A 19,656-nucleotide genomic window follows, 5' to 3' on the forward strand; every position below is an offset into this window, starting at 1 on the left:
TTAAAAGGTAAATTGTGTGAAATCTGTACTCGTTATTCTGACCCAAGCCAATCTGGCCAATCTGCAGGTGCATGAAAGCCTGTCTGCCACCATGGTACTGGCAACTTTTGGCTGTGAAGTGAAAGTTTTACTGCAAGATGCCGCCTTAAGTTTACTCAATGCCGAACTGCAATTCGAGCAGCTTAAACATGCCTTTAAAGTGGCATCCAACATGGTCGATAGCTTTGAATTTTATGACCTTAGCCCGATTTTGGTCGAAAACAGACATCAACATTCACACTTTGTAGCCAATGCTCAACAGGAGATTGAATTTGTTGAGTTAAATCCTGATTTCATTCAAAGTTTTGATTTTGTGCTGTACTGGTAAAGTTGAAGAGTTAACTGATTATGTCGAATAAAAGCTTATATTTGGTGCAAAGTACTTTTTCAGCGACCCCGAATGTTTTGAGCAAATTGCAACAGCTTTACAGCCCTGAAGATACGGTTGTGATGATGGGTGAATCGGTCTTGCAACTACAGCATCCTTTTCTGCAAGCATTGAACAAGGTCTATGTACTGGACACCGATGCGGAAATTCTGGCAGGACAAACCACCGAAAATTTAAAGCTGATTTCTTATGCAGAATTTGCAGATCTCTGCCTGGACCATAGCCGCTGTATTCGCTTGAACTAATTTGAGATTAATGATGAATTTAGAACTCGATCAAGATGGTCACCTCGTCGATTACACTATTTGGAATGAAGCAGTAGCTCAAGAATTAGCCAATACTCTGGAGCTGCACCTTACAGCGTGGCATTTTGAGGTTTTGCATGCGGTACGCCAGTTTTACCAACAGTTTGGGCATTCACCGGCAACCCGCCCGCTGATCAAGTTCCTGATGAAAACTGTCAGTGCCGAGATTAATAATGCGGTTTTGCAAGAGCAATTTAATACCGGTCTGGTGGCACGCCATTTAAGCCGTCTGGCCGGTATTCCGAAACCGCCGAATTGCCTATAAGTTCTGAAGCTCAAGATTCAGGACGATATTTTGTGCCGTTCCAGATAGTCGTAATAATCTTGCGTCAATTCGGCTTTAACCTGCTTGGCATATAGGGTTTCATGACATTCAGAACACACCAGTCGCGGGGTAATTTTATGACCACAGCTTTTATGCATATATTGCATGGGCTGTCCTAAACCTTCATTCATCCACTGATCTGCCCAATGCGCCATAGACATTAAAATTGGATAAAGCGCCAAACCTTTTTCAGTAAGATGATATTCGTAGCGTTCTTGACGCTCTACATAAGGCATTTTTTTCAATATGCCATGTTCGACCAGACGCTTTAAACGTTCCGACAATACATGCCGGGTGATGCCTAAATTCTGTTGAAAGGATTCAAAACGGCGTGTGCCCAAAAAGGCATTGCGCAAAATCAATAATGTCCAGCGATCACCAATCACCGATAAAGTTCTGGCAATTGAACACGGTTGCGTTCCAATCTCATCCCATTTCATAAAAAATCATCAACAAAACTTAGCTCAGAAAAGTTACCGTATTCCTGTAAAGATGAAAAGACGTGTAATCTGAATCTGCATAAAGTTTAGTTCAAATTTGCAGATTTAATCTGTAGCCAGAGCATATTTTTAGCGTCCTTTACTTACCAAACATTTTGTTTAAAATTTTGTTTAAAAATGAATTTCATCCTGATTTTCTTCAATAATTTTTAACCATGCCCGCGTAGCTGGATTCATGGCAACAGTGGTATTCCAGGCCATGCTCAGCGTCCAGTTCAGACAAGGGCTTTCCAGCAGGCTGATGTTATATTTTTCCTGATCCAGCTGTTCACAATAAATTTTGGGTAATAAAGCAATCCCGACATCCGACTCGACCATTTTGGCAATAAAGTCCCATTGGCTACTTTTGCAGACCACATGCGGTTCAAAACCGACGTAATTCGCTGCCTGAATAATCACATTGTTTAAACTGAAGGAATCATCATAAAGTAAAAAAGACTCTTCTTTTAATTCAATCAATTTTACGGTTTGTCGGTCCTTCCAATGGGTTTTTTTTCGAGAAAGCAGACATAAGGGCGAATCCATAATCGGAATACCACTCAGCACAGGTTTTAAATGCCCCAGTAAAATGCCCACATCGACTTTTTTCGCCAAAATGGCCTCTTCAATTGCAGCAGCACCGACTTCCAGAAAACTTAATTCGATATGTGGATATTGCTTGTGAAACTTGGCAATTAAACTACTCAGTAAAACTGAACCTAATGGCGGTAAACCCAAGGTTAATTTGCCCTGTTTGAGCTGGCGGATTTTAGCCACGGTTTCAAAAATACGCTGCTGCTGTTCCAGTATGATCAAAGCATGCTGATACACCTGTTCACCGGTATATGTTAAGGCAACCTCACGCTTACGCCCGGCATCTCCCTTATGAAATAAAGCCACGCCAATTTCCTGTTCCAAGTGATGTATGGCCTTACTGATGGTGGGTTGGGTCAGGCACATCTCCTCAGCTGTTCTGGTAAAACTTTGCAATTGCACAATTTTAACGAACATGGTCAGACTCTTGATATCCACCTATTATTCCATTTAAGCATAATCTTTTTTTTATTATTCATAATATGAGCACAGGGTCAAATTTAAAATAACTTCAAGTTTTTATATTTGCTGATTATGTCTACTTCCTCACGATCTTCTAAACCAATTTATATTGCCCAGGTTGTGCTACAGCTCAGCCTGCTGATCCTCATCTGGTGGCTTTCCTCACTCATTCAACAAGCGCTTGATTTACCGGTTTCTGCTGGGGTTATTGGCCTGTTACTGGTGTTCATGGCTTTGCTGAGCGGCCTGTTTAAACTGCAATGGATTAAAACCGGTTCAGATTTTATCCTGGGTGAACTGGTGCTGTTATTTATTCCCTGTGTGGTTGGCATCATTAAATATAAAGACCTGCTTTTAACTCAAGGCTGGCAACTGATTTTATCGGTGGTCATCGGCACTTTCTGCGTGATGCTAGCTACCGCCTATAGCGTATATTTCGGCTTTAAACTGGAAGCCCGTTTAAAGCATAAATCACAATCCCGACACCTGTTAGAACAGGGGAAATAACATGAACCTGACTGCGCTTATATGTTTTATCGGGACACTCATCTGTTATGTACTGGCTAAAAAACTGCATAAAAAATATCCCTACATGCTGTTGGCACCGGGTATTTTTGTGCCCTTTATCCTGATGATATTGATGCTGGCCTTCAATATTTCCTACGACACCTACATACTGGAAAATCAGTGGCTGATCTGGATGTTGGGACCTGCGACCATTGCCTTTGCCATTCCGATTTATGAATATCGTCAAGTGATTAAGGCACATGCATTGTCGATTGGTTTAGGCATTGTGGTGGGCATGATTGTCGGGGTGATCAGCGCATTTTATCTGGCAAGAGTATTTCATTTTGACCAGGCCACGTCTTACAGTTTAATGGCCCGTTCCATTTCGACGCCCTTTGCCATGGAACTTACTTCCCATATAGGCGGTTCGGTTGAACTGGTGATTTTATTTACCATGATTACCGGAATTGCCGGCGTAGCAATGGGCGATCTGCTTCTACTGGCACTTAAACTCAATTCACGTTTTGCCCAGGGTGCATCTTTTGGTAATGCAGCGCATGGCTTCGGGACCAGTAAAGCGTTTATGCGTCATCGTGAGGAAGGCATGGTCGCATGCTTGACCATGGTGCTTTCAGGCGTGTTTATGGTGCTGCTGGGACCCGCAATTGTTTCCATGGTCGTCACTTATTTATAAATAACAATGCCCATGATACGGAAGTGATGCTGTCGAGATGATCAGGCTGCTCACTTCCCATTTTAAAATCATGTGATGGTTAAATAAAAACTCGCTACAACGAAGCCCAAAAGACTCACCGCCTCGCAAATTTCAATACTCGCCCCTACCGTATCACCTGTAATACCGCCAATACGCTGGATAAATTTGTGTCTTAAATACAGCAGGCTAGCTGTCATCACTATGGCACTCATGATGCCAGCCCATCCCCAATATACCGATGCAAGCAAACATAATGCACATACAATAAGGGCGGCAGTTTTCGGAATACATTCTGCAATTGCAGACCCTAAACCTTTTTCGCGCACATAATGGGTGGTTAAAAATAAAAATAACGGCGCTAAACGACCCAATAGCGGAAATAAAATCAGGGCTGAATATAAGTGCTGCTGCAATAATACATACAGCGCAGACCATTTCAGCAGGCACAGAATAATCAAGCTGAGCACGCCAATGGGTCCGCAGCTTGGATCTTTCATAATGCTTAAAGTACGTTCAGGATCACCAAAACCGCCAACCCAGGCATCGGCCGTATCTGCCAGGCCATCCAGATGCAATCCGCCTGTCAGCCAGATCCACAGTACTAAAATTAAGCTGCTTAATAAAATGACGGGAATCGCCTGTAAAAGATGGGCAAGTGCAAATAAAATCAGTCCAATTATCAGTCCAATTACAGGATAAAACAGCAAAGATTGAGCATTTTGCTGTTTGCTCGGCATCTGTTTTAATTGAACCGGAAATGTGGTTAAAAATTGCAGCGCAATAAAAAATGGCGTCATGCTGATTGCTCCACATATTCAATGCTTAAATCATCATGCAGAATAAAATGATTGAATTGCCCAAGTTCAGCAGACATTTTTAAAATATTGTCCAGTGGCTGTTTTAAAGCCAGACATTTTAACAGTTTAATCACTCCGCCATGCGTGACCACTATTGCATGTGCAAACTTGTTTTGTTGCATGGAACCTTGAATCTGTCGCATTGCATTTAAAACACGCTGCTGAAACTGCTGCATGGTTTCTGCATTAGGGGGACTAAATCGAGTTGGCGTTTCCCAGAACTGCGCCAATGCCTCCGGCTGCTTTTCATAGATCTCTTGCGTAGCAACCCCTTCCCAATCGCCAAAATGCATTTCCTGCAAATTTCGATCCAGTATGATTTCAAGCTTTAAATTGCTGGCAATTTCATCTGCAAATAAAGCGCAGCGCTGCAAATGCGAACTAAACACAATATCCCAAGGGTTAAGTGAATTATTTTTTAAGAACTGATCTACCGTGTGGCGCATTTGTTGCCAGCCTGAATCCGTCAGGGCATCATCAGTCGAGCCACGCAAAGTATGGCTCAGCTCGGTTTCACCATGACGCAGTAGATCAATCCTGTACATCTTAAATCACCTTTAAATCCAGGCAGATTAAACTTTTTCACCCGTCACGGCAGCTTCAGCAAAAGTCGCCATATTGTTATGCAGGCTGCATGCTAACTTGATGATTCCTAAAGCTGCCCCGGCACCACTGCCTTCGCCTAAACGTAAATTCAGCTTCAGCAACGGATTGGCATTCAGTTCCTGCAATAAACGCTGATGCCCATATTCAGCCGATTGGTGACCAAACAGCATCCATTCACGTACGGCCGGATTTAAGCGTACGGCTACCAATGCAGATGCCGTAGTAATAAAGCCATCGACCACCATAGGCAAACCCAGCTGTGCGCAGCGAATATAAGCACCGACCATTGCAGCCACTTCCAGGCCACCCACGGCGCACAAGGCTTTAAATGCATCATCGCCTACATATTCTTTGTGCAATGCTATCGCCTGGTTAATGACATTTTTTTTGTGATTGAGCTGTTCTTCACGAATGCCGGTACCCACGCCGGTCAATTGCTCGGCAGGCTCATTCAGCAAGAAACAGGCAACGGCTGAAGCAGAACAGGTATTGCCAATGCCCATTTCCCCAGCCACATAAACAGAAGCCCCAGACGCAACGGCTTGTTCTACACTTTTTGCCCCCAGCAGCATGGCTTCAGCACATTGCGCTTCGGTCATGGCCGGTTGTTTAGCGAAGTTGGCAGTACCCGGCATAATACAATGTCGTTCTACTCCTGCATATTCATAGGCATCTCCGACAGAACCACAGTCAATGACTTGCAGTTTGGCATTGTATTCTTTGGCAATCACGCTAATGCACGCACCACCACCGGTAAAATTTTGCAACATCTGCCGGGTTACCGCTTGCGGATAGGCGGAAATGTTTTCTTCCATCACCCCATGGTCACCGGCAAAAATAGTAATCCACGGTTTATCAATGTTCGGGCGCGGAGTGTTTTGCAAACTGGCCAGTTGAATCGCAACATTTTCCAGTTCGGAAAGTGAACCGGTCGGTTTGGTGAGCTGTAATTGACGCTCTGCAGCCTGTAGTCTGGCTTCTGCACTTGGCGTTTTACACGCATCTAACCACCAGTTCATTATTTCTCTCCTTTTAAAATCATTGGGAAACCTGCGACGCAAAACATCACTTTATCGGCAATCTGCCCCAACTGCTGATGCAACCGTCCGGATTCATCTACAAACTTGCGGCTGATCTCACCCATGGGAACGACGCCCAATCCGGTTTCATTGCTTACCAGAATGATTTGTGATTGTAAGCCTGGCAGCACATCGAGTAATTTTTGACATTCGGTGGCTTGCAGAGTTTTATCTTCATGCATCAATAGATTGCTCATCCATAGGGTCAGGCAATCGACTAAAATTAGCTGATTCGGTGCATCAATTTTCTGCAATCGTTCTGCCAGTAAGTAAGGTTCTTCTATCAGCTGCCAATCGGCAGGACGCTGCATCTGATGATGGGCAATTCGCTGCTGCATTTCTATGTCTAAAGCCTGGGCCGTTGCAATGTAAGTTACAGCCAGGCCTGAATCTTGGGCAGTTTGTTCTGCTAGACGACTTTTGCCAGAACGGGCGCCGCCTAAAATGAGTTGGATCATGCATCACCCAAAATAAATTGATGGTACGGTGTTAATGGTCCCTGCAACGTTTGTGCATGATAGGTTCCAAAGATTAATTGCCGGTTCTGAAATTCAAATTGCTGCTGTGAAATATGTTGAATACGCTCAAAGACTGCATCACTATTGATAGTATCTTTATATAAACCCAAAGTGATATGCGGACAATATTGTAAGGGTGCAACCTCTTCTGAACAGGCATATAACTGTTGACGGATCTCGGCTAGGCTTCCTTCAATATCCTCAATTTCAATAAAAAGTACACTTTCAAAACTATTTAAGCGTCCAGACTTCAGTTTAAATGAAGATCTTCGTTGTGGCCTTAAAATTTCAATCTGCTGCTGTAATTGCTGATGGCTAAAATCGTCATCCCAAGTCTGTGGGTGGGCAGTCAAAAATCCGCAAATAAATAAGGTGATATGAAACTGGCGTGTATTTGGCGCGTACAGCAAGTCGGAAAAGTGCTGACGCAAATCATGTAAATAATGCAGCAATTCGGGCTGCTGTATTTCCAGATACCAGAGTGAATAATCCGTGCGCCCTTTATGCCACTCAGGATAGTCCTGTGCAAGCGTAGGCACCACCGGCATAGAAGGCTTCAAAAACACGTGAAATTCACATTAAATTCAATTACGTTATTTAACCATGAATTTGATGCAATTGATTAAAGTATTGGTTTAACAATATTCAGCCGGTACTGAAATTTATTCAGCTCTTTCAGCACCTCCTTGTGCGAACGGCTATTTTTTATAGACAATAACCCTGTCTACTCCTCTCCTCAAGATGGGACTGATAAGTTTTTAGCCATCTGTTATATCCTTATGATTCAATGATATTTTTCTTTTCCTGCAGCATGACTTTCATTGAAAAATAAATCGTTAAACCCAGCATTAAGCACAGCAAAAAATAATAGGGATAACTCTTGTGCCACTGATACAAGCCGGTGCTTACTATTGGGCCTAAAACAAAACTTAAGGCTTGGGTTGCGGTACACCAGCTGGCAACCTTGGCTTGCAGGGTTTTAGATGCATTTTGTGCCGCTCCGGTGGTAAAAGCAGGAATTAGGCAGGCCACTGCAATTCCATAAAGAATATAACTGTACTGAAAAATACGGATATGCTCGGTCAGTACAGAAATGAGCAGCCCTGCGGTCATGCACAGCAGGCCCACCCATAACAGGCAATAAACGGACCATTGCAGATATTTAGAAATCAGGCTTTGCATAATCACTAAGGCAATGCCCACAATTAAAGAACCCTGGGAAAAGTACACGGCACTTTGTGCAATGCTCATGTGAAAATGATCCTGGATATAAAAACCAGCCGTCAGATTCACTGTCACAATTGCCAGATAGAGACTAAAACCAAGCAGCAACCAGGCAAAACATTGCTGCATGGAAAAGTCCAGATCGAGACGGGTTTCAATAAGCTCAGGATCCTGTCTTGAAGATTGTAATGAGCTGTTTCGCTCAAATCCAAACACAATCACCAGACTAAACAAGCTTAAAATGATAATCGCAGCCCATAAAGGCGCCAAGATGCCCCATGCTAATAGCAAAGTTGTTAAAAAAGGCCCGACGATTACCCCTACACTATTTAAGGCACCAAATGTTGACATGGTCTGGCTGCGTTGCTGTTCATCGGTATAACGGGTCATCACATAGGTTTGTAGCGCAATCTGCGGCATAGCCATAAATACCCCGGTTCCTGCACGCGCCGCCATGAGCAAGCCAAACAGACTGATTAACGAGACCTGAACCGACAGGCCATAAAACAGCACGGCAGTAAAAATGCCCCAGGTCATGGTCATGCCCATAAAGCCAAGACTAAGCAACTGATATATAGAAAATTTATTTTGATTTTTAGAAATATAAATGGCTGCAATCGCCATCAGTAAGGCCCCACCCGATACCATGGAACCGCCTTGCAGTTCTGACAGCTTTAATTGGCGAACCAAAGGCGCCAGCAAAGGTAAAATCATTGAAAAACTTGCCCCATTGGCCAGACTTGCTGCAATGAAGATTTTGTTATTTTTATCCATTGTTTATTTTTTATTCCTAATACAGGTCTACATTTACAAGCAATTAGAGGCAACCTATGCAGGTGCTTTTAAGATGTGATAGTGCCTTTCAGATCAGAGCCTTGGCCATAGGTTCAGTATGGGTAAACAAAACCCTATTTAATCGCATCTTGCTGGGCTTTGTCAGTACCGCCAATCGCCAAAACTTGCACAAAAAAAAGCCCTAAATTTCTTTAGGGCTAATCAGAATCACTTCATTTGATATTTTAGCAATCCAGCACATCTGCAAACTGTGCACCCAAAACCTGCGCTAAATCTTGCGGTTTCAGGCCAATATCCAGGCCTCTTTTTCCACCGCTGACATATATTTTTGGCAAGTTTTGTGCCGTAGCATCGATCACTGTTTTTAAGCGTTTCTTCTGTCCAACCGGGCTAATCCCTCCGACCAGATAGCCAGTCAAGCGTTCAGCATTTTTAGGAGCGGCCATTTGCAATTTTTTACAGCCGACTGCTGCTGCGACTTTTTTTAAATTCAATTGGTGATTTACCGGTAACACCGCAACAAAATAGTTCTTGTCATCCGTCACCAACAGCGTTTTAAACACTTCATCAACACTCAAACCGAGTTTTTCGGCGGCTTCCAGACCAAAGCTTTTGGCATTGGCATCATGTTCATATTCGTGGATAGAGAATTCAATTTTATTGGATTTTAAAACTTTGCAAGCAGGGGTCATTTTTTCGATAATATTAAAAACAGGTTAAATAAATTATAGGCTTTTTAAAAGTGAATGTTTAGCATGCTTAGGCTATTTTAAATTTGTGCTTAAACTTCATCAGTTTATGAAAATTGAAATTTTTCTCAGAATGTATATGTTAAAAGTCAGATGATGGATACGGCTAAAACCTAAACAAATGCCTGCTGCTATACCTATTCCACTTTCAAGCAAACCCAGCATTTTTTACAAGCTGTTATTGTGATACTTGATATTTACCCTCTTTTACTGGAAGAACGGATTTTTCCTCACCTAATCTGCTATAGCGAGATGCTTAGGCTTAGATTCAAGTGCTTCAAAGGATGATGTTTAATTTAAAAAAGAAAAGCCGACAAGAAATAGAAAGCGTGGATACGACATCCACGCTTTCTTGATGATATTAAATTGATAAGATTAAAATTAATGAGCCAAATTTCTGAAAATAAGTTTAAGGCTGTCCAACATTTTTTCAATTTGCAGCGGCGTCAAACCTTCAAAAGACTGATCTAAAACGATATGACTCAGATCGTTAATTTTTTCCACCATTTGCTCGCCCATATGAGTTAAAACGACACGGGTAATTCGCGCATCCTCTTCACAACAATAAGTATCTACCAAGCCTTCATCTTTTAAACGGTAAATAATTTTGGTCGTCGTCGACATCTTGAAAATCAACATATCGGATAAGTCGGATACACTCGCATTGGGCTTTGATTTTAAAGCTAACAAGATACGCCGACGAGAATTGTCTAAACCGTATTTTTTTAATGCATGATCCACATTCTGCACATATTGAGAATGTACTTGAGTAATCCAGTAGTATGGAAAATTATCTAAATTAAATTCAGAAGCTGTGGAAAAAAATTTACTGTACTTGCTTGCCATGGCTAAAAACCTCTAATCTATTGTTTTAATTGAAATATTTTAAATTTATAAAGTCTGTTTTAATGTCGTTTTTTTTAGCAATATATTAAATTATTTTTATTGCTTATTTGAAGCACTTATATTCTTATAAATTGATTAAAAAGTCTACAAAAATATTTAATATTGTCCAACAGAATTCTTATAAAATAAAAAAGCCCTAATTCAACAACTGGGCTTTTTCATGATGTTTTTCATTGCACTACTATTTTAATCACTCTTCATTTTGTAGTGACAATCCAAACTTCTTGAATATGTTGGCACGGCGTTTTGGATGAATATTGGCTTTATTTAAATCGCCCTTATAGTGATCAAAAACGCGTTTATCCATCATTTTAAACCAGAGCGATGGAATTAAAGCCGGCAATAACATAGTGGCATATCCACTCGGCAATTCAGGTGCTTCATCAAAATGGCGTAAAGCCTGAAACGGACGAGTTGGATAGGCATGATGATCGGAATGACGCTGCAACTGGTACAAAAACAAATTGGTGGTGATGTTATTGTTATTCCAGCTATGCTCAGGCATGGTACGTGTATAAGTCCCATCTTCCTTTTTATCGCGCATTAAACCGTAATGTTCAATATAGTTAATAATTTCAAACAAACTGATTCCATAAAATGCCTGCGTGGCCAAATAAGGAATCACGTCTTTACCAAACAGCTTCAGCATGCTGGCATGGAAAGCGGCACTCATGGCCCAGCCTTGAAACAATTCATTTTCCTTGCTAAAGAAAGATAAGCCTTTACGTTTTAAACGGTTTTTCTCAATTTCAATGGACGATTTAATTCCTCCAAAGACCGTTCTTGGCCAAAACTCATAAAAAGTTTCACCCATTTTCGAAGAGGCTGGATCTTCAGGCGTGGCCGCACGTTTATGGTGCCCATACGGATGTTCAACACGAAAGTGATTATAAAACAGCGGTGTTAATGTCGCATGGGCAAGATAATGATCCTTTTTATGCGGTCGGTGCGACAGCTCATGTGCGGTATTCACTCCCACACCGTTAATCGCGCCCATGGAAATACCCAGCAGGATCTGGTCAATAAAAGAAGTTTCTTTACGGCTCACCACATAACCGGCAAAAAGGTTCGCCGCCATCTGCAAGGGAATAAACAATTTTACAATGCGTTCATAATACGGGTCTGCTACCAGTGACTTGATTTCTTCATCGCTAGGATTATTACTGTCATTGCCCACAATAGCATCAACAGTTGGAATAATCACATGCAGCAATAAGGGTCCCCCTAAAGCAAAGATTTTTTTCGTGGCTTTAGGACCAAACTGGTAGCCAGCCAGAATCCCCATTCCGATCACCGGTAAACCGGGGCTCAGCAGCCACCAGTAGCGTTTTTTATCGAGGGCTAAACCTGAAACATTGGACAGGGTCTGAACTTTGGCTTGATTTAAATTTACTGGTGCATTCATGTTGGCGATCTTCCCTATTTTTTATTCTACCGTTATATTTCTAGAAATAGGTCATCAAGAACAGTTGTAAACGTCCAAAAAAGCTATGCAAACGTCCTTGGCATCAATAGCCAATATTTGACCTCAAAACACATACGGATATTAATCAAGGCTTTTTATAATTTTTATTAGATGATGACAGAACGATAAGACATGGATGCCTTAAGCAAAATTTTTGACGATATTCATCTGAATAAATCTGAATACATTTATTTAAAACCGCAAGGTCACTGGGCCTATGCATATCAGGAGCAGGATGCCATGATTGGCTATGTGGTTCTGGTGGGCACCCTCAACATCCAGTTTGAATCACAAAAATTGTTGCAGCTAGAAGCAGGAGATTTAATCCTGATCCCTTCAGGACAAAGCCATATTTGCCGCAGTGATAATATGGAAAATTTGCTTGAGGCACTGAATATTAATGATTTTTTTGATAAAAGAAGGCAAGAAACCATCGAATTTGGCAGTTCCAGTGGTGAACCTGCACTGATTCTGGCCATCCGTTGTCATATTGATACCATTATGGCACGTCCTTTACTGAATGCCCTGCCCGACTACATCCATATTCAGCATATTACCGGCAGTACCGCCCCTGAATGGCTACAAATCGGATTACATTTTTTGGCCGTAGAAGCCTATCAAATTCAACCAGGCCGCGACAAAATTCTCGATCATCTGGTCAGTATTCTGTTTATTGAATGCGTACGCGATTATATTGCCCAGTTACAGGACTCCAATAACTGGCTACGGGCACTTTCCCATACCGAACTGGCCAATGCTTTAGCTGCGATTCACGGCAAACCGGAACAGGCCTGGACGGTAGAAAGTCTGGCTGAACAATGTTGCATGTCCCGCTCCAAGTTCGCCACCTTGTTTAGCAGCATAGTCGGTGAAACCCCACTGGCTTATCTACAGCAATACCGTTTCCGTTTGGCATCGCAGCATTTACGTGAAGGACAATTATCCATACAGCAGATTGCCCATCGGGTCGGCTATTCTTCCGAAACAGCCTTTAGCCAAACCTTTAAACGCCTATTTGAATTAACCCCGAGTCAATATCGCCAGCAGTTCCATTAAGTTATGCCTGGTCAGCTGTACCTGCATTCAAAATATTTAGAATCGCCTGAACTGGATCTTCACTATTTCCTGAAAGTAACTGCTTGTGCATGGTGATGTGCTGCATGGCCTGGATTTGTGCGGTTTCAACATTCATCAGTTTTTCAATTTCGGTAGCCAAATTTTCTGGTGTCGCATCATGCTGAATTAATTCCCGAATGACTTTTTTGCCCGCAATAATATTCGGCAAGGAATAATATGGAATCTTGATCAGGAACTTGACCAGATGATAGGTCAGCCAGTTCAGTTTATAGAAAGTCACCATCGGGCGATGTAACAGCATGGCTTCCAGTGTTGCCGTTCCTGAAGCCAAGGCCACAATATTGGACGCATTCATTACCTGACGGCCAATTTTCGATTCCGTATCGGTATTTTCCAGCAAACAGACTTTAGCCACCAAATCAGCAGGATATTGTTGCAGCAAGGCTTCAATCTGCTGTTTGCGTGCATCATTAATTGCAGGAATCAGAAACACATATTCAGGGTGCTTTTGACTCACGATTTTGGCTGCATCAAGTACCAATGGACCCAATCTTTCAATTTCACCACGTCGGCTACCCGGTAACAGTGCAATATGCTTATGTTCCACATTCAGTCCCAGCTCCTGCTTCGCTTCAATCAGCGGGTTTTGCAAAGGCAACTGGCTGGCCAATGGATGCCCGACAAAAGCAGACGGTACATCAAATTTTTTATAAAAGGTTTTTTCAAAAGGAAATAAACACAGCACCAGATCAATACTGGCTTTAATGCCATGTACCCGTCCCTGACGCCATGCCCACACTGAAGGACTGACATATTGCACGGTCTTGATGGGCAGATTTTTCTGTTTCAGGCTTTTAGATAAACGTAAATTAAAGTCTGGCGCATCAATACCGACAAAGACATCTACCGGCTCTTTGCTCCAGATTTCAAGCAAGCCATCACGCACTGCAAAAAGTTTTTTAAGATCTTTTAAAACTTCTACAATGCCCATAACAGACAAAATATCCATCGGATAATAGCTTTTGAAACCTTCAGCAATCATCTGCGGACCACCGATGCCTTCGAATTCGGCATCTATGCCTTGCTCACGAAAACTACGGATCAGTTTAGCGCCCAAGGTATCGCCTGAAACCTCACCAACCACCATCCCAATTTTTAGTTTTCTATTTTGCAAGTGCGTTCCCCATACATCCTTCGGCTGAATAGTTCAATATTTTAGCATAGTCCTTTGGCTTTACATGACTAAGCATTGATCTCTTTAAACTATAGCAACGCAATCAATTTAATTGCCGTGTAGAGGAAAAATTTGCGTTCTATACATACTTGGCTTCAACAACAGGTTTTACAATTTTTTTAGACACAGTGGCGATAGGCAAATAAACATTTTCTTTTCAGCCTGATATTCTTCATGAATATTCAGTTCTTCATTCTTATCCCTTGTTTCAATATAGGTTTCCCGCTTAACTTAAAACCATAACGCTACAGCAGCCACCAGTTCTGGTTTTAAAGGCAAATCGCATCCTTTATATTCATGAAAAAATAGACTGCAAATTGTACCTATATGAATAGTTCCACTATAAAAAAGGCGATCGAAACTTTTTATGAAAATAGCATCCCATAACAATCACCCAGATATCGTCTAAGTTAAACTGCCATATAATCAACTTTCATTATTCCGATCTATATTTAAAGAATTCATATCCTACTGAATTTTCTATGTTTAATACTCTCCATGATACAAAAGCCCAAACACACCGAATAAGGTAAAAGAAGAAATATCCATCCTGCTTTATCTCTTTTTAGAATAAGCAAATCAATAATCAAGACAACGACTTATATGGAAAAGTCATAACATATGCACGTTTTTTGATATTTGGCATATAACCATGTTTGGTCCATTGGAATTTATTTTAGCGGGTGTTTTGGTCGGTTTCTGCGTGGGAATTACAGGTGTAGGTGGAGGTTCTTTAATGACTCCCATCCTGATTAGCCTGTTTCGAATCGAGCCGCACATAGCCATTGGCACCGACTTGCTGTATGCCGCAATTTCAAAATTCTGCGGGTCTCTGGTTCATGCAAAAAAAATGAATATTGTCTGGCCAATTGTGATCTGGCTTGCTGTAGGCAGTATCCCTGCCTCATTTGCAACGCATTGGGTACTAGAAAACTATCTCAGCCAATCCAGTAGCTACAAAGCTGTCTTGACCATGGTTTTGGGGTTTATGTTGACCCTGACCGGTGTTTCTATCGTGTTCCGCGGTCATATTGAACGCTTTTTTAACAAGCTGCGTAAAGATGTTCCTTTGGATATGACCCAGGATCTGGAAAAGGTCAATCTGCAAGCCAAAGACAAACGTGCTTATATCGTGATTATGGGCATTGTATTGGGTATATTCGTCACCTTATCTTCAGTCGGTGCTGGCGCATTCGGTATTATGGCACTTGTGCTGATGTTCCCGAATTTACCGATGATCCGTATTATCGGTTCCGATGTTGTGCATGCTGTATTGTTAACTTTGGTTGCAGGTCTTGGACACATGAGTTCCGGTAATGTCGATTTACACTTGCTTGGCTGGTTATTGGTCGGTTCCATTCCTGCAATTGTGGTGGGTACTTTAATCAGTTCTCGTCTGCCTGAGAAAATTATCCGCAAGATTCTGGGTATTACCTTATTTGCATTAGGCATGAATTTCATGCTGCACCCGGTCAAGGCAAAACCTGTTGCAAAACCGGCTACGGCGCAAGTGATCATTGTTGAAAAATCGGCGCTTGTTTAATTTAACTATACGATTCATCACTTTTTTTTGACCTATATATTGATCTTTTTTATAACATTGTGAACGTATATTCGTGTTATATTCGGGTTATGAAATAAACTTTTGTATGATCGAACCAGTGACGGCAATGAATACACTACAGTCAAAACCTATTACACAATCTGACATCGACGACGTGAATGTACAAAGCATTCAGCCTCTTGTGACTCCAGCTGAATTAAAAAAAGAGTTACCTCTGACTGAGCATGCCTATCAAACCGTCCTTAAAGGCCGTGAAACTATTCGCAATATCCTGGATGGTAAAGACAAACGCCTGTTTGTCGTTATTGGTCCTTGCTCAATTCATGATACTGTCGCTGCGCACGAATATGCCGATCGTCTCAAAGTTTTAAGCGAAAAAGTGAAAGACAGCCTTTATATTGTCATGCGCGTTTATTTCGAAAAACCGCGTACCACAGTAGGCTGGAAAGGTCTGATTAATGACCCTGACATGAATGACTCTTTCAATATTGAAAAAGGTCTTCGTATTGGTCGTCAGCTTTTGGTTGAACTGAATGAAAAAGGATTGCCATGTGCCACTGAAGCACTCGATCCAAACTCACCACAATATTATCAAGACCTGATTTCATGGTCAGCGATTGGTGCACGTACCACTGAAAGCCAGACGCACCGTGAAATGTCTTCAGGTTTATCTTCTCCGGTAGGTTTCAAAAACGGTACCGATGGCGGCTTAACCGTAGCAACCAATGCCATGCAATCGGTTAAACATGGCCATAGCTTCCTTGGCCTGAATGACCAAGGTCAGGTTTCGGTGATTCGTACCAGCGGGAACCCGTATGCACATGTGGTACTGCGTGGTGGTAATGGCAAGCCGAATTACGATGCAGGTTCTGTTGCAGAAGCTGAAAATGCCTTGGCCAAAGCCAAAGTCAGCAACAAGATCATGATTGATGCCAGCCATGCCAACTCCAACAAAGATCCGTACCTGCAACCACTGGTATTGAAAAACATTACTGAACAGATTCAGGATGGCAACAAGTCCATTGTCGGCATTATGGTGGAAAGTCATCTGAAAGGTGGTCGTCAGGATATTCCTGACAATCTGGATGATCTGGAATATGGCAAATCGGTGACTGACGGCTGTATCGATTGGGAAACCACTGAAAAAGCCCTGCTCGATATGCATGAAGCATTGAAAGACGTTTTACCAAATCGCTAAGAGATTTAAAACGCCATCTGAACAGATGGCGTTTCTACTTTAACCTTTGGAATTTTTTCTTATGAATGAAATTGAAAATGCCCTTAGCCATATTGAAAATTTCCAGTTTATTCACGAGCATCTATTCACTTCTGCTCAGCCTACGGCGGAACAGCTCAAGCTGATTAAAGAATATGGAATTACGACCATTGTAAATCTGGCATTGTCTGATGCCGAGCCGCATCTCGACCATGAAGATAAGATTTGTTTAGGTTTAGGTTTAAATTATATTAAGCTGCCCATTTCAGCAGAAACACCTTCTGATGACCAGTGTTTACTGGTATTGGACCTGCTCAATCATTTAGTACAAGAACAGATGGTTTGGGTTCACTGTGCAACCAACCATCATGTCAGCAGCCTGATGTATTTATATCGTCAATATTATATGGATATGGACATGCCTACGGCACAGGAGTTAATGCACAGTATTTGGGAACCGAATGAAACCTGGACCGGTTTAATCCATGCAGTAGCCCTACAACTGCAAGGTCGTAAAGCTACCCAGGAACTACAACAGTCGTTGAGCCAACCAGATCATTTTGCCTGATGTGAAATCAGTACTGTTGCCATCGATAGAATCCCTTCCTGACGTCCGGTAAACCCCAGTTTTTCGGTAGTCGTTGCCTTTACACTAATCTGGGTCACTTCTACATCCAGAACGTCTGCAATACTTTGGCGCATTTCCAGATTATGTTTGGCCAGCTTTGGCCGCTCACAGGCGACGGTAATATCTGCGTTATTCAATACATAGCCACGGTCTAGAATCAGCTGGTAAACATGTTTCAGCAATACCCGGCTGTCTGCTCCCTTAAATTTTGCATCGGTATCGGGAAAATGCTGTCCAATATCGCCCAGAGCCAAAGCCCCCAACAAGGCATCACAGAGGGCATGCAATACCACATCACCATCCGAATGTGCTTTTAAGCCATGCGTATGCGGAATCTTGACCCCAGCCAGAGTAACAAAATCCCCTTCTTCAAAGGCATGTACATCCATTCCCTGACCAATTCGAATTTGTGCGACCACGTTAAGCATCCTTAAGAAATAAATAATTGAGATGTTGTATTCACGCTTTCTATTTCGCTATAGTTACAGCAGCGCAACATAGTGAAATTATAAGCGATCATGCTGGTGAATACCGATATTAATCTCATTAAAACATTAGGCACATTATTCAGTATTGGCTGTTTGTGCTCAACCATGGCATATGCTCAAGACATTGACTGTACACGGCCTGATACAGCCTCAATGAAAAAAATTTGCGCTGATAATTTTGCGGAATCGCGAGAAAAACTGAGTAACCACTATATCACGGCCTTTTTGGTCAGCGATGCACCGGTTCGCTTATTGGAAGATACCCATCATTTATGGCTTAAACGTTTACAACTTTGTAAAAGTCTGGACTGTTATAAGCAGCAATTTGAAATACGCATTGAAGATCTGAATTTTTATACCTCATTAAACCAGAGTCTGACCAATCATTATTTAAAATTTGAACACGGTCAATTCGCCACTCAGCCTGTACATTTACAGGTGCATCAGCTCACCAAAGATAAAATTAAAATTGAAGGGATTGCCTACCGTAATCCAAACAATAAACTGGAAACACAAACAATCCCCTTTCTAGCCTATACCACGGCTGACCAGAAAAGTGAGATTGTCGATAACGAACATGATTGCAAATACCATTTCGACTTTAACAAGGCGATTTTATCTATTACAACCAAGCAAAAAGGCTGTGAACGTTTTGCAGGTATATACCGGCTTTATGATTAAAAAGATTGAATTTAGTGCATAAAAAAACAGAGGCAGTTATGCCTCTGTTTGATTCAAACTGTCAGATTATTTCAACTGGTCAACTAAGCGGCTTTCATAATCGTTTAAGGCTTCATTCATGGTGCTAATCCATTGCGAGCCTGTTGCCATTACAGTTGGTTTAGAAAGTTTTGTATAAGTACGAATAGGCGGTGTAACACTATTGGCATCAGAAATTTCAGTTTCAATTTCTGTATTGAGCGTTATATAAGAAAAACCTGGCTGCATCCATGACCAGAACTTGTTCACTTTAACCATTAACACCAAATCTGGCTTTTGAACCTGTGCCGCTGGCACCACTTTATAGCCAGCATGCAATAAAGCAGATTCAATGCGTTTTTCGAAAACGGAAACCACAGTTTCATCTCTTAAGAAAATATCCCCCATGGCTTTACCATAACCATTACGCTTACGGGCAATCGCTTTCGCTTTATCTGATGCTGTCGCTTTCTGTAATCCACCTTTGAGCGAAGGAATATTTGCCTGTTTGGGCTTGTCTTCAAATACACGTTTATCTTCAACGATTTTAATGACTGCAGTCTTAAGGCTACTTTGCTGTGTATTTATCTGCTGCACTGGTGATTCTAAAGACACAAGTCCACGGGTAGACACACACCCTGTCATCCCCACAATTAAAGCCGAACTTAATACAATTTTTGAAAAAATATTCATAAGTATCCATTATTTTAAGGTGATAAAAATCAAATTATCATATC

General features: G+C 41.8%; 24 protein-coding genes. 10 read left to right on the top strand and 14 right to left on the bottom strand.

Annotation, left to right across the window (positions count from 1 at the left end; all coding sequences use genetic code 11):
* The first annotated feature begins 16 nt into the window (after positions 1-16).
* Genes E0H88_RS01315 through E0H88_RS01325 form a run of 3 tightly spaced genes read left to right on the top strand, consistent with a single transcriptional unit; the run spans position 17 to position 997 of the window.
* Entirely contained in the window at positions 17-367 is a 351-nt protein-coding gene (locus tag E0H88_RS01315) for a hypothetical protein (RefSeq protein ID WP_092819670.1), read from the top strand.
* A 20-nt stretch (positions 368-387) separates the two neighbouring features.
* Positions 388-672: a DsrH/TusB family sulfur metabolism protein gene (locus E0H88_RS01320; RefSeq protein WP_092819671.1), complete on the top strand. Its 285-nt coding sequence runs from the start codon at positions 388-390 to the stop codon at positions 670-672.
* Between the two features lie 13 nt (positions 673-685).
* A complete protein-coding gene (locus tag E0H88_RS01325; protein WP_131272844.1) occupies positions 686-997 on the top strand; it encodes a TusE/DsrC/DsvC family sulfur relay protein in 312 nt (103 codons plus the stop codon).
* A gap of 17 nt (positions 998-1,014) precedes the next feature.
* Here E0H88_RS01325 and E0H88_RS01330 read toward each other — a convergent pair whose 3' ends face one another.
* Together E0H88_RS01330 and E0H88_RS01335 are read right to left on the bottom strand one after the other, a co-directional pair.
* The gene (locus tag E0H88_RS01330; protein WP_131272810.1) at positions 1,015-1,497 is read right to left on the bottom strand and encodes a winged helix-turn-helix transcriptional regulator; all 483 of its coding nucleotides are present in this window, start codon (positions 1,495-1,497) and stop codon (positions 1,015-1,017) included.
* Between the two features lie 171 nt (positions 1,498-1,668).
* The gene (locus E0H88_RS01335; protein ID WP_131272811.1) at positions 1,669-2,568 is read right to left on the bottom strand and encodes a LysR family transcriptional regulator; all 900 of its coding nucleotides are present in this window, start codon (positions 2,566-2,568) and stop codon (positions 1,669-1,671) included.
* A 96-nt stretch (positions 2,569-2,664) separates the two neighbouring features.
* Between E0H88_RS01335 and E0H88_RS01340 the strand changes: the two genes are divergently transcribed.
* Both E0H88_RS01340 and E0H88_RS01345 read left to right on the top strand, forming a co-directional pair.
* Positions 2,665-3,099, top strand: a complete 435-nt coding sequence (locus tag E0H88_RS01340) for a CidA/LrgA family protein (protein ID WP_131272812.1) — start codon at positions 2,665-2,667, stop codon at positions 3,097-3,099.
* A 1-nt stretch (position 3,100) separates the two neighbouring features.
* On the top strand, positions 3,101-3,793 hold the full coding sequence (locus E0H88_RS01345) for an LrgB family protein (protein ID WP_131272813.1): 693 nt from the start codon (positions 3,101-3,103) through the stop codon (positions 3,791-3,793).
* A gap of 68 nt (positions 3,794-3,861) precedes the next feature.
* On the opposite strand, the gene E0H88_RS01350 is transcribed toward E0H88_RS01345, so the two are convergent.
* From E0H88_RS01350 to E0H88_RS01390, 9 genes are all read right to left on the bottom strand, one after another.
* Positions 3,862-4,611, bottom strand: a complete 750-nt coding sequence (locus E0H88_RS01350) for an adenosylcobinamide-GDP ribazoletransferase (protein ID WP_131272814.1) — start codon at positions 4,609-4,611, stop codon at positions 3,862-3,864.
* A complete protein-coding gene (locus E0H88_RS01355) occupies positions 4,608-5,216 on the bottom strand; it encodes a histidine phosphatase family protein (protein WP_131272815.1) in 609 nt (202 codons plus the stop codon). The genes E0H88_RS01350 and E0H88_RS01355 overlap by 4 nt, the downstream gene beginning before the upstream one ends.
* Positions 5,217-5,243: 27 nt before the next feature.
* Positions 5,244-6,296, bottom strand: a complete 1,053-nt coding sequence (cobT, locus tag E0H88_RS01360; protein WP_131272816.1) for a nicotinate-nucleotide--dimethylbenzimidazole phosphoribosyltransferase — start codon at positions 6,294-6,296, stop codon at positions 5,244-5,246.
* Positions 6,296-6,814: a bifunctional adenosylcobinamide kinase/adenosylcobinamide-phosphate guanylyltransferase gene (gene cobU / locus E0H88_RS01365; RefSeq protein ID WP_131272817.1), complete on the bottom strand. Its 519-nt coding sequence runs from the start codon at positions 6,812-6,814 to the stop codon at positions 6,296-6,298. The genes cobT and cobU overlap by 1 nt, the downstream gene beginning before the upstream one ends.
* On the bottom strand, positions 6,811-7,440 hold the full coding sequence (locus E0H88_RS01370) for a 2'-5' RNA ligase family protein (protein ID WP_502699714.1): 630 nt from the start codon (positions 7,438-7,440) through the stop codon (positions 6,811-6,813). The genes cobU and E0H88_RS01370 overlap by 4 nt, the downstream gene beginning before the upstream one ends.
* Positions 7,441-7,651: 211 nt before the next feature.
* Positions 7,652-8,872: an MFS transporter gene (locus E0H88_RS01375; protein WP_131272818.1), complete on the bottom strand. Its 1,221-nt coding sequence runs from the start codon at positions 8,870-8,872 to the stop codon at positions 7,652-7,654.
* Positions 8,873-9,117: 245 nt separating this feature from the next.
* The gene (gene ybaK, locus E0H88_RS01380; RefSeq protein WP_131272819.1) at positions 9,118-9,585 is read right to left on the bottom strand and encodes a Cys-tRNA(Pro) deacylase; all 468 of its coding nucleotides are present in this window, start codon (positions 9,583-9,585) and stop codon (positions 9,118-9,120) included.
* Between the two features lie 438 nt (positions 9,586-10,023).
* Positions 10,024-10,488: a MarR family winged helix-turn-helix transcriptional regulator gene (locus E0H88_RS01385; protein ID WP_131272820.1), complete on the bottom strand. Its 465-nt coding sequence runs from the start codon at positions 10,486-10,488 to the stop codon at positions 10,024-10,026.
* 250 nt (positions 10,489-10,738) lie between these two features.
* Positions 10,739-11,953 carry an alkane 1-monooxygenase gene (locus tag E0H88_RS01390; RefSeq protein WP_131272821.1) on the bottom strand — a complete coding sequence of 405 codons (1,215 nt, stop codon included), beginning with the start codon at positions 11,951-11,953 and terminating at the stop codon, positions 10,739-10,741.
* A 192-nt stretch (positions 11,954-12,145) separates the two neighbouring features.
* On the opposite strand from E0H88_RS01390, the gene E0H88_RS01395 reads away from it, so the two are divergent.
* Positions 12,146-13,069, top strand: a complete 924-nt coding sequence (locus E0H88_RS01395; protein ID WP_131272822.1) for an AraC family transcriptional regulator — start codon at positions 12,146-12,148, stop codon at positions 13,067-13,069.
* A gap of 1 nt (position 13,070) precedes the next feature.
* On the opposite strand, the gene lpxB is transcribed toward E0H88_RS01395, so the two are convergent.
* Positions 13,071-14,264 carry a lipid-A-disaccharide synthase gene (gene lpxB, locus E0H88_RS01400; RefSeq protein WP_131272823.1) on the bottom strand — a complete coding sequence of 398 codons (1,194 nt, stop codon included), beginning with the start codon at positions 14,262-14,264 and terminating at the stop codon, positions 13,071-13,073.
* A gap of 712 nt (positions 14,265-14,976) precedes the next feature.
* Here lpxB and E0H88_RS01405 point away from each other — a divergent pair.
* From E0H88_RS01405 to E0H88_RS01415, 3 genes are all read left to right on the top strand, one after another.
* Positions 14,977-15,867 carry a sulfite exporter TauE/SafE family protein gene (locus E0H88_RS01405; protein ID WP_131272824.1) on the top strand — a complete coding sequence of 297 codons (891 nt, stop codon included), beginning with the start codon at positions 14,977-14,979 and terminating at the stop codon, positions 15,865-15,867.
* Positions 15,868-15,994: 127 nt separating this feature from the next.
* Entirely contained in the window at positions 15,995-17,086 is a 1,092-nt protein-coding gene (locus E0H88_RS01410) for a 3-deoxy-7-phosphoheptulonate synthase (protein WP_131272825.1), read from the top strand.
* 61 nt (positions 17,087-17,147) lie between these two features.
* Entirely contained in the window at positions 17,148-17,672 is a 525-nt protein-coding gene (locus E0H88_RS01415; RefSeq protein WP_092819689.1) for a protein tyrosine phosphatase family protein, read from the top strand.
* On the opposite strand, the gene ispF is transcribed toward E0H88_RS01415, so the two are convergent.
* Positions 17,660-18,151: a 2-C-methyl-D-erythritol 2,4-cyclodiphosphate synthase gene (gene ispF, locus E0H88_RS01420; RefSeq protein WP_092819690.1), complete on the bottom strand. Its 492-nt coding sequence runs from the start codon at positions 18,149-18,151 to the stop codon at positions 17,660-17,662. The genes E0H88_RS01415 and ispF overlap by 13 nt on opposite strands.
* 99 nt (positions 18,152-18,250) lie before the next feature.
* Here ispF and E0H88_RS01425 point away from each other — a divergent pair, with 99 nt between their 5' ends.
* Entirely contained in the window at positions 18,251-18,901 is a 651-nt protein-coding gene (locus tag E0H88_RS01425; RefSeq protein WP_131272826.1) for an A1S_1983 family putative colistin resistance protein, read from the top strand.
* A gap of 66 nt (positions 18,902-18,967) precedes the next feature.
* Here the strand turns inward: E0H88_RS01425 and E0H88_RS01430 are convergent, their stop codons facing one another.
* Entirely contained in the window at positions 18,968-19,612 is a 645-nt protein-coding gene (locus E0H88_RS01430) for a flagellar biosynthesis protein (RefSeq protein ID WP_131272827.1), read from the bottom strand.
* Between the last annotated feature and the right edge of the window lie 44 nt (positions 19,613-19,656).

It is taken from the genome of Acinetobacter sp. ANC 4216, from assembly GCF_004331195.1.
In the GTDB taxonomy this organism is placed as follows: domain Bacteria; phylum Pseudomonadota; class Gammaproteobacteria; order Pseudomonadales; family Moraxellaceae; genus Acinetobacter; species Acinetobacter kookii.

Bases quoted from the DNA above. Each gene is read 5' to 3' on its own strand.
- E0H88_RS01320 (WP_092819671.1), top strand. From the start codon at position 388: ATGTCGAATAAAAGCTTATATTTGGTGCAAAGTACTTTTTCAGCGACC.
- E0H88_RS01325 (WP_131272844.1), top strand. From the start codon at position 686: ATGAATTTAGAACTCGATCAAGATGGTCACCTCGTCGATTACACTATT.
- E0H88_RS01330 (WP_131272810.1), bottom strand. From the start codon at position 1,497: ATGAAATGGGATGAGATTGGAACGCAACCGTGTTCAATTGCCAGAACT.
- E0H88_RS01340 (WP_131272812.1), top strand. From the start codon at position 2,665: ATGTCTACTTCCTCACGATCTTCTAAACCAATTTATATTGCCCAGGTT.
- E0H88_RS01345 (WP_131272813.1), top strand. From the start codon at position 3,101: ATGAACCTGACTGCGCTTATATGTTTTATCGGGACACTCATCTGTTAT.
- E0H88_RS01350 (WP_131272814.1), bottom strand. From the start codon at position 4,611: ATGACGCCATTTTTTATTGCGCTGCAATTTTTAACCACATTTCCGGTT.
- E0H88_RS01355 (WP_131272815.1), bottom strand. From the start codon at position 5,216: ATGTACAGGATTGATCTACTGCGTCATGGTGAAACCGAGCTGAGCCAT.
- cobT (WP_131272816.1), bottom strand. From the start codon at position 6,296: ATGAACTGGTGGTTAGATGCGTGTAAAACGCCAAGTGCAGAAGCCAGA.
- cobU (WP_131272817.1), bottom strand. From the start codon at position 6,814: ATGATCCAACTCATTTTAGGCGGCGCCCGTTCTGGCAAAAGTCGTCTA.
- E0H88_RS01375 (WP_131272818.1), bottom strand. From the start codon at position 8,872: ATGGATAAAAATAACAAAATCTTCATTGCAGCAAGTCTGGCCAATGGG.
- ybaK (WP_131272819.1), bottom strand. From the start codon at position 9,585: ATGACCCCTGCTTGCAAAGTTTTAAAATCCAATAAAATTGAATTCTCT.
- E0H88_RS01385 (WP_131272820.1), bottom strand. From the start codon at position 10,488: ATGGCAAGCAAGTACAGTAAATTTTTTTCCACAGCTTCTGAATTTAAT.
- E0H88_RS01390 (WP_131272821.1), bottom strand. From the start codon at position 11,953: ATGAATGCACCAGTAAATTTAAATCAAGCCAAAGTTCAGACCCTGTCC.
- E0H88_RS01395 (WP_131272822.1), top strand. From the start codon at position 12,146: ATGGATGCCTTAAGCAAAATTTTTGACGATATTCATCTGAATAAATCT.
- E0H88_RS01405 (WP_131272824.1), top strand. From the start codon at position 14,977: ATGTTTGGTCCATTGGAATTTATTTTAGCGGGTGTTTTGGTCGGTTTC.
- E0H88_RS01410 (WP_131272825.1), top strand. From the start codon at position 15,995: ATGAATACACTACAGTCAAAACCTATTACACAATCTGACATCGACGAC.
- E0H88_RS01415 (WP_092819689.1), top strand. From the start codon at position 17,148: ATGAATGAAATTGAAAATGCCCTTAGCCATATTGAAAATTTCCAGTTT.
- E0H88_RS01425 (WP_131272826.1), top strand. From the start codon at position 18,251: ATGCTGGTGAATACCGATATTAATCTCATTAAAACATTAGGCACATTA.
- E0H88_RS01430 (WP_131272827.1), bottom strand. From the start codon at position 19,612: ATGAATATTTTTTCAAAAATTGTATTAAGTTCGGCTTTAATTGTGGGG.